Here is a 15878-nt window from a genome sequence, read left to right as displayed (position 1 = left end):
GAGCTGCATAGTCTAGGGGTCGTCGTTTTTGATGATTCCGTTTGCGTTGCGGTGCATTGCGCGCAGGAACGCTCCTTGGGGGTTCGAGAGCTTGAGCGTGAGGGTCTCTTTGCTCTCGTTGATGGCGTCGTCGAGCAGCGTCACCGAGACGGTCTTGTGCGTCTCGCCCGGCGCGAAGGTCAGCGTGCCCGACGCGGCGGTGTAGTCCGCCCCTGCCGCTGCCGTGCCGTCGTTGGTCGCGTAGTGCACCGAGACCGGCCCCGACGCCGCGCGGCTCAGCGTCACCGTGAAGTCGAGCGAGGCGTGCTTGCCTTCTTTCGCCCGGGCGTCCTGGGCTCGGATGCGCGCCGGGCCAGGGACCTTCGCTGACGCGTCGCCGAGGGCGACTGTCACGTCTTTCCAGGACTTCGGCTTGACGCGCACCCGCCACAGCACCGGGTCCAGCGACTCCACGCCCGTGACCGTCCCGTTCGTCACCGTGAACGCGTCGGCAGCGGGCTTGGCGCCCGACTGCACGTCCAGCGCGAACGCCGTCCGCCCGTCATGCTCCGCCGGGACCTTGCCGAACGCCGCCGCCACGGTCTGGGTTGCCGCCCGCGGCGTGGTCAGCACCGCCTGCTGCTGCTGCGGATCCGCCGCGACCCTCGCATACGACGTGTTCGACAGCGCCCGCCCGTCCCGCGCGCACACCGCGCCCGACGGCTCGTGGTCGCAGTCCCGCCCGCCCGCGAGCGTCACCGTCACCACGGCGCTAGGCGACGCCGGCCGCACCGTCACCCGCCACAGCCCGGCGCCGATCTGCTCCACGCCCGTCACCCGGCCCTGCGTCACCGCGAACGACGACGCGCGCGGCGACCGGCTGAACTTGCCCACCGTCTCGCTCAGACGCACGTCCAGCGTGAACGCCGACTGCCCGTCATGCGTCGCGGGCACCTTCTCGAACGATGCCGTCAGCGGGTCGCGCTGCTCCTCGTCGCCGGAGCTCGGCCCCTCGCCGCCCCGTTGCTGCGACACCCGCTCCAGGCGCAGCGACACCGACTGGGCGGGGTCAGTGGTCCAGCTCAGCCCCGTGTTTCCCCATTGGTAAGAGCCGTCGATGCCCGTCGCGTCCGCCAGCCGAAACTCGGTGCTGCCGTCCACGGTCAGCTTTGCGACCGCCTTCAAGGCGTCCGAGAGGGGCCGGTCGAACGAGAGGGACAGCGTCCCGCCGCTCAGGACCACGCCGAGGACCCTGTGCGCCGACCCGCCGTCGACGAAGCCGTTGTCCGAGAGCGCATTGTTGCCTTGCGGGAGACACTGCCCGCCGCTCTTGCCGTTTTGGCATCCCACCATGGGGAAGCTCGTCGTGCCGGTCACCTCGCTCAGCGCCACCCGCTCGTACACGAAGTTGTTCTGGCAGCGCTCGTTGGCGCCGAAGGCGCCCGCGCCCCACTCACTGGTGGCGCCGCACGGGATGTACTGGCCGGCGGGGCCCTTCTGCTTGCGCACCACCATGGGGTCGCTGCCGCGCTCGTGGGACACGTCCCTCACCGTCAGCGTCGCCGTCCAGGGCAGCGCGCCCGACACCGCGAGGTGGTCTTGCTTGATGCCGGCATTCAGGTTGTCAAGCATCACGACATTGGTGGACGCTGGAGCGCCGATCTTGTAGGGCGCATTGGTCGTGTCGATGGATGTCAGGGTGAAGAAAATGTCCTCATTTTCCTCCACGATATCGTCCGGGATGACCCGGACCTGGAGGAGCACCTGCGTCGCACCTGCCGGCAGGTCCACATACTCGGTGTGGGTCACGGCTCCGTAGGCCCCGGGAACAGTGTGCCTGCGCAGCCCGGTAACGGTGTAGTCCACGTTGCGGATGGCGGGGCCGCTGGTGGTGAACTTGACCCGGCTCGCGGTGGTCAGCGCCGGAGAGATCGTCACCCCGACGTTGAGCCCGCTCGCGTCGTTTTCCTCGATGACGTAGGTGACTTCGGCGAATTGCACTGACGGCCGGTTGTCGTCCTGCGCCTGGGCTGGCTGGGCGGGCAACGTGAGCGCGGTGCTGACCATGAGCGCGCTGGCCGCTGCGGCCAGGGTCAGTTTGAGGGCGGAACGTCTACCCCCCCCCCCCCGTACATGCGTGCTGGTGGGGTCGGGGTACGTGCCGGATCGCTCATCATTCATCCTTCATCTCTCTTTATACGGTCATTGATGCGGGCGAGACTACAAGCCGCAGACCGTGGACACGAACATGCCGGCTGCGCCGCGGCCGCACACTCCGCACACGTGAGGAATCGCCCTCATGGTGCGGGGAGGATGCAGCGTGCGCCCGTCGCCTTCTCAGAGCCTCGTTTGGGGGTTCAGCGAGATCGGCAGTTGCCGCTGTGCCCGGCTCGAAGAATGCAGTAAGCGTCTTTGGTCTTGAGTCGCCGTCCGCATCGCGGAGCCGCCGTGCGGCGCGCTGCGACGGACACTGCCAGTTCGGCTGAAGCACCGCTTTCGAGGCTGGCTGCTTCTTCGAGTTGCTCGTTGACGAAGTCCAGCGGTGCGAGCGTGCCGAGACGCACGTCGGCTTGCGGCGAGTCTGCGTCGCGGGTGATGACGCCGAGGCGTCTGAGCCGATTCAGCCTTGTGGCAAGGCTGCTCGCTGACGCAGGCACGGCGGCGCCCAAGGTGCTGCGAGGCACCGTGCCGCCATGCTCGGCTGCCACGCGCAGCACATGACGGTCTATCTGATCGAGGCTGTCCCAGATGTCGCTGTACACCTGCGTTCGCAGGTGCCGTTCGGCGGCTGTGACGGCCATCTCGGCGGACGTCATGTCCACGGGACGGTCCGGTGCTCCGGAGATAGTCCAAGCGCGTCGGCCGATGAGCTGCATCCGATATGCGAAGCCGTCCGTCGCGTCGGCCATCCGTTCGAGTGTTGCCGTGTCGCAGGAGCCTCCTGCGTCGGCAATGGTCTGCTTGAAGAACGACAGCACGCTCGGATAGGGGAGTGGGGCGAGATGCTGCGGATGGCATCGTTGGAAGAAGGTCATCTTGGGGTCGCGCAGGATTGTGTCCTGCATGGCAGGCAGGCCGGCGCCGATGAAAGCGATCGGCAGCCCGTCCTCTTTGGTGAGCCGCTGCAGGTCCGATGCCAGCCGTCGCAGTTCGTCTCGATGTCCGGCTTGGAGCTCGTCGACGCACAGCAGCACCGCCGACCCGCGTTCGGCTGCGTGATTCCCGATGATTTCGAGCTTCTTGGTGAGGCTTCGAGTGTTGTGTACGGTCTTGGAAAGCCGCCGCGACAGACCCACCGGGCCGGCATGCAAGGCTGCGGTCGTCTCGCTGGGGGAGCGTTCCTCGACGAGATCGCCTGCGACTGCCGGGTTCGCGAACTCGCGGATTTCGGCGTCGATGCGGTCTTGCAGATTCGCGGTGGTGGCATCGGCCCGCAAGATCACCCAGCCGGCTTCGGCGGCTATGCCCCGGATCTCGCTCAGCAGCACGGTCTTGCCGGAACCGCGGTGCCCGATGATCACCGAAGTGAACCTCGGGTCCCGCGGACCGGCGCCGAGGCCGTCCTGCAGTTCTCTGAGGTCGTCTTCGCGTCCCACGAGGCGATGCGGCGGCAACCCGAAGCCGGGTGTGAACAGGTTCCCTGCACGGTTGGCGTCCATCGGACGTCCGAGCAAGTCCTTCATGACCGCAGTCTAGCTGCAACGCAAAGCGCAGTGCGATTCACAAAGCGCAATGCAAACTCAAAAGCGCGAGTGCGGATACAACAGCGCGACGCGCGCACCGAACGCTCCCAAGTAGCTCATGCGGAACAAATGCGTTCGGATTTGTGTCGTGTGCCGGCGCGGCACCCGGCATCTGCCGCTCCCGGCTACCCGGCGGCCTTGGGGGTGGTGTGCTCGCCCTTGACCCGCACCCACTGGCTGGAGTGCTCGCTGCGTTCCGAGTAGCTGCCGTCGGTGAATGAGCGCACGAAGACCCCCGTCGCCACGCCGTTGTCCAGACCGGTGATGGTGTAGGACGCGACTCCGCCTTCGACCACGATGCCGTCTTCAGCAGCGCCCGACGGTCCCGGCGGGTTGGCCCAGACGCCGGACTGCTGGCTCCAGCGCAGGGCGTGGCGTATCGCGTCGTCCTCGAGCCCCTCGCGGGGCGCGACCGTCCAGGTGACGGTGAGCGTGCCGTCGCCCGGCGTGACCTGCACGTTGTACGGCTCGGTCTGTCCCGGTGTCGGCGGGGCCTCCGGGACGGTCTCCTCCTCCACCGGGGCATCCTCCACCGGGGCATCCTCCACCGGCGCATCCTCCACCGGCGCAGCATTGTCCGGCGCATCCTCCACCTTCACCGTGGCGGGCCCGCACGGCGAGCTCTGGTCGTCGGGGTTGAGGCCGCCATACTTCAACACCGGGTACTGGCACGACGTTCCGAAGTCCCAGGGGTCGTCGGCGCTGCCGTCGCCGTCGAGGTCCACGTTCCAGTTGGCGTAGATGCCGGTGTAGCCGGTGGGAGTCTGAAGCTCGGCGGTGGTCTTGCCCTCGCCGCCGGGTCCGGTGGCCTGGGACTCGTCTGAATCCCAGTAGCTGGCGGTGATTGAGCCGCCGCGGTGGCCCACCAGGCTGCCCGCGTCCGTGCCGCCCGCCGTTGCGCCGGCCGCGTAGCTGAAGGTGATTGCTCCCGCGTAGTGGCTGCCCGCCAGCCCGCCGATGTACCGGCCGCTGCCGGTCACGTCCAGGCGGGCGTAGCTGGCAATGACGGCGCCGCTGTTGAACCCCACCAGGCCGCCGGTGTTGTTGGCCTTGCCGGACACGGCGCCGGTGACGTAGCTGGCTCGGACGGCGCCCGCGTTGTAGCCCACCAGGCCGCCCACGTCCCGGCCGCCCTCGCTGCGCGGCTTGGTTCCGGTTACGCTCGCCGTCGAGTGGCTGCCGGTGACGACGCCGGACGGCAGGGTATGTCCCACCAACCCGCCTACGGCGCTCTCGCCCGACACACTTCCGCTCACGCTGACGCCGCTGATGGTACCGCTGGCCTGGCCGGCCAGACCGCCGACCCGTTCGCCACCGGTCACGTCAACGGATTCCAGCACAACGTTGCGGACGACTGCGGGGATGACAACCGCCTCGAACAGCCCGACGTTCGCATCGCTAGACCTGTCGATGAACAGGTTGCGGATGGTGTGACCGTTGCCCTCGAACACGGCGGTGAAGCCCGTTAGAGCGATAGGAGACCAGCCCGAGCCGCCGTCCCAGTACTCATCGCCGGCGTCGGCCGCGCCGTTGCGGTTGGTGTCAAAGTCCAGGTCGGCGGCCAGCTCATAGCCGATACAGCCCGAGGAAGGGCAGCCCATGCCCGGCGCCGCGTTGGGGAAGGCGATGGCATGGCGGTCAACATCACCGTCGATCACGAGTGAACCGTCGACATCGACGACCCAGTTCTCGATTTTCCCTGCCGAACCGTCGCCATCTTCGTCCCAGCGGATGGCGTTCAGCTGGTCCAGGTTGGACACTTCAATCAGCCCGTCGTCGTCTGCGTCGTAGTCCCTGTCGCGGAATGTCGGCTGCTCGGCAGCGGGATCATCCGACGACTCCGGACGCTGGCCGGCCACGCTGGGGCCGGTGTTCTTCAGTACCGGGTACTGGCTGCCCGTGCCGAAGTCCCAGGGATCATCCCCGTTGCCGTCGCCGTCGAGGTCCCGGTTCCAGTTGGCGTAGATGCCGGTGTAGCCGGTTGGCGCCTGCAACTCGGCGGTGGTCTTGCCCGCGCCCAGGGAGCTGCCGCTCTGACCGGAGGTCTGGGTATCCCAATAGCTGCTGACGGCGTTGCCGCCCCGACCCAGCCCGGTGGTGAGTGAGCCCCAGCTGGACACGACGCTGGTGGAGTAGCTGGCAGTCACGGAGCTCTTCACGGTGCCGTATCCGATGAGGCCGCCCGTGGCCAAGGCCTGACCGGACACACGGCCCGCGGCGTAACTGGCGATGACGGCGCCGTCATCGTTGTACCCGACGAGACCGCCGATATATTTCCCATTCCAGCTCTGCGGCATGAGTCCAACCACGCTGGCCGTGGAGTAGCTTTCGATAATCGAACCGTTGAACAACCGTCCAACCAATCCACCCGCAGCGTGCGGTCCGGTTATGGACCCGGTCACGTAGCTGCGGATGATTCTCCCGCGATTCAATCCGACCATTCCGCCAACGTGCTTCGTGCCCGTGACGTTCACTGATTCCAGTCCGACGTTGCGGATCACTCCCCGGGACGCGCCGAACAAACCCTGATTTTCATACGAGCGGTCGCGCCACCAGCCCCACGCCGTCGCGGTCCGGTTGATGTAGAGATTGCGGATCACGTTGCCGTTGCCTTCGAACACGCCGGTAAACGGGCCGGAACCGAGGCAGTCCGAGCCGTACCTCCAGCAGGCAACGCCCACGGGATGCCAGCCCGCGCCGCCATTCCAATAGGCATCGCCGGCGTCGGCCTCGCCGTTCCCGTTGGTGTCAAAGTCCAGGTCGTTGGCCAGCTCATAGCCGGAGCACCATGACGACGGACAGCCCATGCCGTTCATGGCGTCAGGGAAGGCGACGGCGTATGGATCCAACAAATACGCATAGCCGTTTCCGTCCGGATCCCAGCGCATGGCGTTCAACTGCGCCAGCGTGGACACTTCGATCAGTCCGTCGTCGTCCACGTCGTAGTCGGTGCTGCCATTGGGGAGCTGGGCTCCGGGCTGCCGCACCGGCGCGCCGACGATAACGGCCGCTTCGCCGGTGAAGGTGAACTTGGTTGTCAGCCAGTCGGTTGGGTACTTGACAGGACCCGCGTATTCCTCCGAGGTGTTGCCTCGACCCCTGACCCGGTACTCGGCGCCGTTGACTGCTGCATCAGGGAGCGTAGTGGCCTCCCTGAATGACTTCGAAGTCGGCTTTCTCGCGTGTCCGGGCGAACGCGGCGTAACGTAATTGTCCAAGAATTTCCACGGGCCGTCGTTCTCGCTGACCTCAACCGTATAGCCATCCACGATGCGCCCGGCACAAGTGCCCGGCCCGGAAGTGGCCCAAACCTCACCGCGTTCGTCAATGGATACGGACGGAGCGGCGAGCGTGCGACACTCGCCCGGTTTGGAGCGGATCACCTGAACCGTAATCGTGTCCAGGTCGCCGTTGTAACGCGGGTCGTCGCTGACTCCCACGTACGTAATGGTGAAGGTGCCGATGGCATCGTGAGTCACGACATATCCCAACGCTTCTCCAACTGCCCCCGGCTGGTAGCTGCTGGCGCTGAAATGGGCAGAACGCTGGACGTGGTAGGCCTTCTCAAAGAATGACGGTGGATCCATTTTCAGAGTGATCGTCACGTCAGCCGTGGGAGGATGCTTCAGAGCGATGTAATGAACGGCGGTCATTCCTTGCGTCACGGTCACGGGACGTATCAGTTTGGTAAAGCCGACAATGCTGGAATCGCCGATCATTCGACCTTCGGAGAACCGCAGCACGCCGTCATCCTCGGTGGGGGAAAGGTGGATGCTCCCCGCCGTGATCTCTCCCCTCAGCGTGTCGGTCGTGGAGGCCAGGGTGTAGTTGCCTGCCTTGAACGAGCCGTGGTCCTGTAGCGAGTAGGTCACGCTCACGTCGTGCGTTCCCGCAGTCGCGGCATTGAACGACCCGCTCACTTGCAGACCGCCCGCTCGAAAGTCGGCAAGCTCCGATGACAAGACGCCCGTTCCCTGGGCATTGCCGGTGTCGAAGGTCGCGTCCGTGGTTCCGTCCGCCGTCCGGCTGTTCACGGTCACGCCGCTGATTGCCGTTATCTCCTTGGCCGTGATGGCGTAGGTCGCGACGGACGGACTGGACGGCAGCGTGTACTTGTCCGCGTAGGCGCCGGCTATCGCCAGCGTCCCCAGGTTGATGGCGTAGCTGCCCGCGTCGTCGCCGGTCGCCCGAGCCAGCGCTCCCGTAACCACGCTGGCCGCCGCGTCGCCCGGCGCCAGCCCGCCCACCGTGTAGCTCAGGTCGTCCGTGCCCCCGTACTCCCGCGTGGGGTTGGCAGGAGTGATGGTCAGCTCAGTCTTGGGCTTGACCGGCGTCTGTCGCGCCGCCACCCAGCCGCTGGCCAGCCAGTCGTCCTTGCGCTCGTCAGGCACATTGCGGTCGATGTTGCGCCCGCCGCCCACCAGGGCCTCCAACTGCACCTCATACTCCACTCCGTTCTCCAGCCCGGTGATGGTGTAGGTCAGCGGGTGGGATCCCTGGCTCCAGACCCACGCGCCGCCTTCCGCGCCAGTGATGGCGCTATCCAGTGCCGTGTCCCGCTGACCGGTGTTCAGCCAGGTCGTCGTCCCCGCCTTCCGCCAGCGGGCGAAGTAGTTGTGCGCCTTTCCCGACGCCGGATGCTCCCAGGTCAGCGTCAGCTGCCCGTCTCCCGGCGTCAGCTTCACGTTCCGCGGGTCTCCGGTCGGCCCGTACTCCACCTTCACGCTGTACGTCTTCACCGTCTTGCCGTCGGCCGCGGTCACCTTCACGTCGACCCAGGTGTACCCCGGCGGCGTCGCCCACGGCCCGCTGGCCCACGGCCCGTTGCCCTCGCCCTCCCCTACGGCAGTGGCCGGGTGAGTCTCCGGACGGACCGGCGCCCGCTTCGGGTCCCGCGTCTCACCGCCCAGCCGCCTGCCCGTCACCAGGAACGTCACCGGCGCCGGCGCGTCCGACGCCACCACCGCCGTGATCCGCGGGCCGTTCCCAAATGTGTCTTCCGCGGATGAGTAGGCCGATTCCGGTATCCGCACCTCGTACTGGGTGATCTGCGGGTCGAAGGCCGGAGTCAGCGTGAAGGCCGAACCCTTGGGGGTCACGTACCAGCCGGCGTCTGGGCCGGTATTGTCCGTCATGAATATCTGAAGTCGGCTCAGGGTCGCGTCGCTGGAGGGCGGCGCATCCTGCCGCTGCAATTCGGGCTGGGTGTCCGGCTCCGGTGTCCGCACCACCGGCTCCGGAGTCGGCGTGGTCTCCTCGGGCGCGGTCTCCTCGGGCGTGGACGCCGCCGGCAGCTGGCCGTCGATGCCAATGGTGTAGGTGCGCGTCGTCGAGCCGTCCGCCGCCGTAACCAGCACCGTGATGTTCGCGGGCCGCGGGTCCAGCGACACGATGAACCAGCCACCGGGGATCGACCGCGTGCCGGGGACCGCCGCAGTGGCCTCCGAGTGGTTCACCCGTACCCGCACGAAGGCTGTGGACTGGTTCTGCCCCACGGTGGCGGCGTACTCGGTGCGTGCCGGGTCGAAGGGCTCGGTGAAGGGGGCTCCGGAGATGTACAGGTCGCGCAGGCTGGCGTCAGACGACGCATCCTGTGCTTGGGCGGGCGGGGGCGAGAGCGCGAACAGCGAGAGCGTGACGATCAGGACGGCGAGAGCGCCGACGGCGATGCAGGGGCGGGACCCCCCCCCGAACATAGGTGCAGGTGGGGTCGGGGTACGTGCTGAATCACCCATTATTCGGCCTCTTGTCGTTCATGGATACGGGCGAGATTACAAGCGGCAGATCGTGGAAAGGGACATTCAGTGGTAGGGGAGGTACTCGTTGATCTCCCATTCGCTGATCTCGTCGGAAGGTTCGCCTACGGCGGCTACGTAACGCTCCCACTCGGCGTCTTTGATGGCGAGGAAGTTGTCGACGAGGTCGCTGCTGACGGCATCGGCGAGTGCGGTGTCGGCACGCAGATGGTCCAAGGCGTCGGTCAGGTTGAGCGCCGAGGTGACCTCGGTGTTCCATGCCTCCATGCCGTCGTTGGTCTCCGGCTCTGGGCAGGGCAGTTCGTCGATCACGCCGAGGCGAGCCGCCTGCAGCACTGCGGCGATCGCCGTGTGGACGTTGCAGGTGCCGTCGGCCAAGCGTGACTCGATGCGTGTGCGTTCGCCTCGCTCGGACGGGACGCGGGTGCCCACCACACGGTGGTCGTAGCCCCAGTTCGCCCGCCGGCCGCTGAAGGTGAAGGGCCGCAACCGCCGGTAGGCGTTCACCGTGGGAGCACACAACGGGGTGAGCCCCTGGTGATGGGCGCACAGCCCGGCCAAGCAGCTCTTCGCCAGCTCCGACAAGCCGTCGTGGGCACTGGGGTCGGCGAGCGCGTTGTTGCCGTCGGCATCGACGAGCGAGAAGTTGACGTGGACGCCGTTGCCTTCGAATTGCTCGTAGGGCTTGCCGAGGAACGTGAGCCGGCGGCCACGGTCCATGGCGCACTCACGGGCCAGCACCTTGAACAGAAAGGCGTCGTCGGCAGCCCGCAGGGCATCGGCATAGCGGAGCGTCAACTCGAACTGGCCCGAGTCGAACTCGGCATTGACCGACTCCAGCACGATCTCGCTTCCCGCAGCGAGATCCACAATGTCGTCGATCAATCCGATCGGGTCCACGAAACGCCCGGTTCCGTAGACATACGACTCAGGCGTGTCCCACCGCTGCCAGCCGTGCTCGTCGGTGCGTTCGAGCACATAGGCCTCGAACTCGATTCCCACCATCGGGCGGTAGCCCAACGCCTCCCAGTCGGCGATGGCCTTGCGCAGCGCGTACCTGGCCGAGAATCGGAAGGGCTCACCTTGCTGCGACAGGTCGCAGACTGCCACTTGGGTCCGGTCGTCGTCCCAGCCGGGCCGCAGGTCGGCCTCGTCGAAGGTGGCGTGCATGTCGGGAAAGCCGTGAAGCACGCCCGATCCAGGCGCAGCGATGAACGAGCGGTCGTAGGCCAGGCTGAACACGGCCGCTGCATGGCCGGTGCCATCGGGGGCGAAAGCGGCCGGCACGTACTTGCCCCGCGCCAGACCGAGATGGTCGGGCCACAGCATGCGGACGCGTTCATTGGCCATGGCTGTTCCTCATCGCTCTCTGAGCCGGGACGATCAGCCGAAGCTATACGAGCCCGTATCCGCGGAGGGCTAGCATCGATTCGACCCACGGGGAGGGGCCCATCATGAAACGACGCGTCTTGGCTTTGCTGGCCGTAGTTGCGCTGCTCGGTGCCGCATGCGGAAGCGACGACGACACCACGGAGAGCCAGCCGGCCGCCACCGAGGCGCCTGCCGCAACCGAAGCGCCGGCGACAACCGAAGCCATGGCGGAGATGGCGACCCACGTCGACATCGACGCGGCGTTGGCAGCCGATCTCGACAACTGTGTCGATGCGCCTTCTGGCGATCCGATCCGTGTCGGCATGGCCATGGACTTCGGCGAGGTTTCGGGTTTCGCCGATATCCCCGGCAGCCAGGCAGTCACCCACCTCGCGGACTTGATCAACTGCATCGGCGGCGTTGGTGGACGGCCGGTCGAAGTCTCGGTACAAGACATCCAGGGGGATCCTGAGGTGACTGCCCGGGCCACTCAAGACCTGCTTGAATTCGGGGCCCACTTCCTGATCGGTCCGCCATTCGCCGATTTCGGCCAGCCGGTGCTGCAGGTCACCGAGGGCAATGTCCCCGTGTTCTTCGCAGCGTCGACCGAGCCGAGCCTTCCCGATGTCGGCGCCAACTCATTCTTGGTGACCTTCGATGACACTCGGCAGGCTTCGGCGGCGGCAGAGTGGGCGCTCGAGCAAGGCCATACCAGGGCGATCACCTTCAGCTCGCCCGGCCCATACTTCGGCTACAACCCGGAGATCTTCACTGAGGTGTTCGAGGCCGGCGGCGGCGAAGTCATCTCCGACCAGAACTACGTACCGATCGAAGACGTCGACTTCTCGGCGCAGGTGAACGAACTCGCGGGCATTGCGCAGGGCGACGAGGTCCTGTACTCGGCGATGCTCGCATTCCAAGTCACTGCGCTGCGCAGCCAGCTCGAGGCGCAGGGCCTTGCCGAGATCACCTACCTCGGCACAGATGCGTTCGAGGCCACCGGCCTGCTGTTTGCTGCACCCGAAGAGTCGGAGGGCATGGTGCATACAACCCACGCCTTCGCCGAGCCAGGTGGCCGCATCGACCTGTTGCTGCAGAGCTATGCGGACCGTCATGGCGAACAGCTCGAATCGGGCACGTTCGCCGGCCTGTATGCCGACTCGATGCTCTTGGGCATCCAAGGCATGCTCGATTCCGGATCCGACGACCCCGCCGAAATCGGAGCGGCCGTTGCGGCAATCGAAAGCTTTGAAGGGTTTACCGGAGAGATGGGCTATGCCGGAACGAACGGCATTCCCGACAAGCCCGTGTCCATCCACAGGGTGGTCGGCGGAGTCGACACGCTCGTCGCGAACTGGGAGTAGCCAACGGGCACCGGATCGCCGTGCCCGGCTTCCGTCACAGGGACTTCGTGCCTGCTGACTCCGCCCGCGTGCTGTGCTCTGCTTGCTCGGCATAGGCAATGCTTGACATCGATGGGCTGACAGTCCGCTACGGCTCGATTTCGGCCGTGCGCGACGTCAGCCTCTCGGTGTCGGGAGGCGAGGTCGTCGGGTTGATCGGCCCGAATGGTGCCGGCAAGACGACACTGCTGAATACCGTCGCCGGTTTGCTCCACCCAGCGTCGGGGCACGTGCGGCTCGACGGCACCGACATCACGGGGTTTGCGCCGGATCGGCTTCTGCGACTCGGCGTAGCGCTCGTGCCCGAGCACCGCCGTCTCTTCACAGATCTGACGGTTGTGGAGAACCTGCGGGTGGGCGCCGCCACGCTGCCGGGGCGGGAACGGTCCGTCATGCTCGACGAGATAGCGGACCTGTTCGATGTGCTGCGCCAGAAGTGGACGACGCCAGCGGGTTACCTGTCCGGCGGCGAAGCACAGCAGCTTGCGATCGCACGCGCACTGATGTCGCGTCCGCGCTTGCTGATGATGGACGAACCATCGCTTGGTCTCGCGCCCGTGCTGGTGGACGTCGTGTTTGAGCTGATCGACCAGCTGCGAGCCCAGGGCAGGACACTGCTGGTTGTCGAGCAGAATGCCGCCCGCATGCTTGAGGTCTCCGACCGAGCGTACGTGCTGCGCAGCGGTGAAATGGTGGCGTCGGGGAGCGGCGCTGAATTGGCGCGCCGATCCGATCTGTTCGAGACGTTCGTGGGCAGCGTCGTAGGCGACACCGAGGACGCCGGTCCATGACCGAGCTGGCACAGAATGTGATCGACGGGCTGGGTCGGGGGAGCATTTACGCGCTGCTGGCGCTCGGCATCGCAGTGATCTTTGGGGTGATGCACCTTCTCAATTTCGCTCACGGGGAGCTGATCACCGTGAGCGGCTATGTCGCCTATTGGGTCTTCTCCGCAGGGCTGAATTGGTACTGGATAGCGCCCCTCGTCGTTCTCGTGAGCGTCGGCACCGCACTGGCAATCGAGCAAGTCGCCTTTCGGTGGGTGCGCGGCGCAGCGGACTTCACGATGCTGCTCACGTCGTTCGGCGTTCATTTCGTGGTGCAGGCGGTGTTCTTCATGTACGTGTCGGCCTCGGTACGGAACTTCGATCGGCCGCGCTGGATCACCAACACGTTCGATGTCGGTCCCGTCACGATCGAGGTGTTCGACGTGGTTGTGATTGCCGTCACGGCGTTGACGTTGGTGGCCACCGCAGCGGTGCTGCAGCGCACGATGTTCGGGTTGTCGCTGCGCGCCGCAGCCGAGGACTTCGACGCAGCGCGCCTGATGGGCGTGAAGTCGGATCGCGTGATCCGCGGAGCGTTTGCCTTGTCGGGGGTTCTCGCAGGAATCGCAGCCATTTTCTGGCTGATGCGAGCCGGTCAGACGACTCCGTCGGCAGGGATCACACCCATGCTCAAAGGCGTGTTGGCGGCGCTCATCGGCGGGCTCGGCAGCCTGCGCGGCGCCGTGCTGGGCGGCCTGTTGCTGGGCCTCGCCGAGGTTCTGTTGCGATCACGGCTGCCCGACGGCGTTGCTGGCCTCACCGACGGTGTCGTATTCGTGCTCATTGCGCTGCTGTTCATCTTCCGGCCGGGCGGGCTCATCACGGTGAGCCGGGCCGAACGGGTGTAGGGCGCGCCGTGAAGCCCTTCGGGTCGTTCGCAAACGTGCGCCGAGACGTGGCGTTCCCGATGACCGGGGCGGCGTTGCTGGCAGCAGTGCTGATCGTCGGTGGGGCGGTGTACAGCGCGGCCGGAGGAGCGACGGCGGACAAGCTGGTCACAGCCATGCTGATCGACGCCATCATGGTCGTGGGTCTGCAGATCTACATCGGCAATACGGGCGTCTTCTCGTTCGGCCATATCGGCTTCGCCGCGGTCGCGGGTTACGCCTTTGCCGTATTGGCGATTGAGCCGGCCCGGAAGAGCACCGTCATCCGCAACGCCCCATGGGGCCTGAATGAGGTGTACCTGTCTCCGCTTCAAGCCACAGCACTGGCAGCGCTGGTGACGCTGATCGCGGCGGTCGTCGTCGGCTTGGGTCTCGCGCGGTCGGGTGCGAAATCGGGTTCGGTGTCCGCAGCCGTCATCACGTTGGCGCTGCTGTTCGTCACGCACGAGCTCGCACTGAACTGGACCGACCTGACCGGCGGAGACCGGGCAGGGCTCTCGTTCCGCATTGGCAACACCTTGGAAGGGCGCACCGCCATCTATGTCGTGCTGGTGATCGTGATCGTGATGGCGCGATTGTTCGCTCAATGCCGGATCGGCCGTTTCGCCCAAGCGGCCCGAGAGGACAACTTGGCTGCGAGGGCAATGGGCGTGAACCCGGTTGCCGGCCAGATGGTCGCGTTGCTGCTGTCGGTGCTGGTGGTTGCGGTTGCGGCGTCGCTGCGTGTGTACGACATCGGGAACATCACACCCAAATTCTTTTTCTTCGACTACACCCTGCTGACCCTGGTCATGCTGATCGTGGGCGGTCGGAACAGCGTCACCGGCGCGCTCAGCGGCGTCGTGATCATCACGGCAGGCCGAGAGTTGACTCGACGGTTCGCAAGCGATGGCTTCGAGTTCTTCGGCGCCAGCCTCGATGCTCCGGTAGTCGACTGGCTGCTGCGTGAGGGGTTGACCCAGATCTTCTTGGGCGCAGCGATGCTGGGGTTCATGATTCTCCGGGCGAACGGACTGCTCGGGGACTGGGAGCTGGACACATGGCTCTGGCGCCGGTGGCGGCGCCGCAAGCCCGAAGAGCGGCCTGAGCCTCTCGCCGAAATCGCGCCGGTGGGGCTGCACGTCGAGGTCGACCGCGAGGGCGCGGCCCTGGAGGTACACGATCTCGCTGTTGATTTCGGCGGCTTCCGCGCTCTGGATGGTGCAGGGCTCACCGTTTCGCCCGACGAGGTCGTGGGCCTGATCGGCCCCAATGGTGCCGGCAAGACGACGCTGGTCAATGTGATCACCGGCGTCGTCGCGCCGTCAGCAGGCTGGTTCAAGGTGGGTGAGCGAGAGCTGACCAGTGCGCCCAGCCACGACATCGCGCGCGCCGGTCTGGTGCGCACATTCCAGAACCTGCGGCTGTTCGGCGCACTGACCGTGCGCCAGAACGTGGAGCTTGCTGCTCGAGTAGCCGCCCAGCACCGGCCGGGGAGCCACCCCTCGGTTGACGCGCTGATCGCCGAAGCCGGACTCTGGGATGTGCGCGACCGCCGCGCCCGCGAGCTCGACTACGGCAGTGCGCGACGGCTGGAGTTGGCCCGAGCGGCCGCCATGGCGCCGGCCTACCTGCTGCTGGACGAACCCACCAGCGGCATGAGCGACGCCGAGTCGGCGGAGATGATCGGGCGTATCCGGCACATGGCTGCCGCGGTCGATGCGGGCGTGCTGGTGATCGACCACGATCTCAACTTCATCACCGGCATCAGCGATCGCATCTATGTGCTCGATCAGGGCCAGGTGATCAGCGCCGGCACGCCCGACGAGGTGCAGGCCGACCCCGCCGTGCGCGCGGCCTACCTCGGAGCCGAGAGCGACGCTGAGGGGCGAGCCTGAGTACTCTCGGATGCTGCGAGCGGAGAGCCGCCGAG

General features: G+C 66.5%; 8 protein-coding genes. 4 read left to right on the top strand and 4 right to left on the bottom strand.

Going from position 1 to position 15878, the window contains the following annotated elements; translation table 11 throughout:
- Positions 1 to 12: 12 nt before the first annotated feature.
- The 4 genes from ACOGI8_RS10930 to ACOGI8_RS10915 all read right to left on the bottom strand — a co-directional run bounded on the left by ACOGI8_RS10930 (position 13) and on the right by ACOGI8_RS10915 (position 10828).
- Positions 13 to 2046 carry a Calx-beta domain-containing protein gene (locus ACOGI8_RS10930; RefSeq protein ID WP_419853830.1) on the bottom strand — a complete coding sequence of 678 codons (2034 nt, stop codon included), beginning with the start codon at positions 2044 to 2046 and terminating at the stop codon, positions 13 to 15.
- Between the two features lie 290 nt (positions 2047 to 2336).
- Positions 2337 to 3662, bottom strand: coding sequence for an AAA family ATPase (locus ACOGI8_RS10925; protein WP_419853829.1), 1326 nt, complete (start codon positions 3660 to 3662; stop codon positions 2337 to 2339).
- A 185-nt stretch (positions 3663 to 3847) separates the two neighbouring features.
- The gene (locus ACOGI8_RS10920; protein ID WP_419853828.1) at positions 3848 to 9418 is read right to left on the bottom strand and encodes a GLUG motif-containing protein; all 5571 of its coding nucleotides are present in this window, start codon (positions 9416 to 9418) and stop codon (positions 3848 to 3850) included.
- Between the two features lie 105 nt (positions 9419 to 9523).
- Positions 9524 to 10828, bottom strand: coding sequence for a glutamine synthetase (locus ACOGI8_RS10915; protein ID WP_419853827.1), 1305 nt, complete (start codon positions 10826 to 10828; stop codon positions 9524 to 9526).
- A gap of 104 nt (positions 10829 to 10932) precedes the next feature.
- Between ACOGI8_RS10915 and ACOGI8_RS10910 the strand changes: the two genes are divergently transcribed.
- The 4 genes from ACOGI8_RS10910 (at position 10933) to ACOGI8_RS10895 (ending at position 15843) form a co-directional block, all read left to right on the top strand.
- The gene (locus ACOGI8_RS10910; RefSeq protein ID WP_419853826.1) at positions 10933 to 12213 is read left to right on the top strand and encodes an ABC transporter substrate-binding protein; all 1281 of its coding nucleotides are present in this window, start codon (positions 10933 to 10935) and stop codon (positions 12211 to 12213) included.
- A gap of 98 nt (positions 12214 to 12311) precedes the next feature.
- Entirely contained in the window at positions 12312 to 13043 is a 732-nt protein-coding gene (locus tag ACOGI8_RS10905; protein WP_419853825.1) for an ABC transporter ATP-binding protein, read from the top strand.
- Positions 13040 to 13927: a branched-chain amino acid ABC transporter permease gene (locus ACOGI8_RS10900; protein WP_419853824.1), complete on the top strand. Its 888-nt coding sequence runs from the start codon at positions 13040 to 13042 to the stop codon at positions 13925 to 13927. The genes ACOGI8_RS10905 and ACOGI8_RS10900 overlap by 4 nt, the downstream gene beginning before the upstream one ends.
- Before the next feature lie 8 nt (positions 13928 to 13935).
- The gene (locus ACOGI8_RS10895; RefSeq protein WP_419853823.1) at positions 13936 to 15843 is read left to right on the top strand and encodes a branched-chain amino acid ABC transporter ATP-binding protein/permease; all 1908 of its coding nucleotides are present in this window, start codon (positions 13936 to 13938) and stop codon (positions 15841 to 15843) included.
- The last annotated feature ends 35 nt before the right edge of the window (positions 15844 to 15878 follow it).

The sequence above is a fragment of the Candidatus Poriferisodalis sp. genome, assembly GCF_965204195.1.
Lineage (GTDB): Bacteria > Actinomycetota > Acidimicrobiia > Acidimicrobiales > Poriferisodalaceae > Poriferisodalis.
Note: the sequence above shows the minus strand (reverse complement) of the source record. Positions and strands in the feature narration are given on the sequence as shown.

Excerpts from the sequence above, each read along its gene's own strand:
- ACOGI8_RS10925 (WP_419853829.1), bottom strand. The coding sequence starts at position 3,662 with ATGAAGGACTTGCTCGGACGTCCGATGGACGCCAACCGTGCAGGGAAC.
- ACOGI8_RS10905 (WP_419853825.1), top strand. The coding sequence starts at position 12,312 with ATGCTTGACATCGATGGGCTGACAGTCCGCTACGGCTCGATTTCGGCC.
- ACOGI8_RS10910 (WP_419853826.1), top strand. The coding sequence starts at position 10,933 with ATGAAACGACGCGTCTTGGCTTTGCTGGCCGTAGTTGCGCTGCTCGGT.
- ACOGI8_RS10915 (WP_419853827.1), bottom strand. The coding sequence starts at position 10,828 with ATGGCCAATGAACGCGTCCGCATGCTGTGGCCCGACCATCTCGGTCTG.
- ACOGI8_RS10930 (WP_419853830.1), bottom strand. The coding sequence starts at position 2,046 with ATGGTCAGCACCGCGCTCACGTTGCCCGCCCAGCCAGCCCAGGCGCAG.
- ACOGI8_RS10920 (WP_419853828.1), bottom strand. The coding sequence starts at position 9,418 with ATGTTCGGGGGGGGGTCCCGCCCCTGCATCGCCGTCGGCGCTCTCGCC.
- ACOGI8_RS10900 (WP_419853824.1), top strand. The coding sequence starts at position 13,040 with ATGACCGAGCTGGCACAGAATGTGATCGACGGGCTGGGTCGGGGGAGC.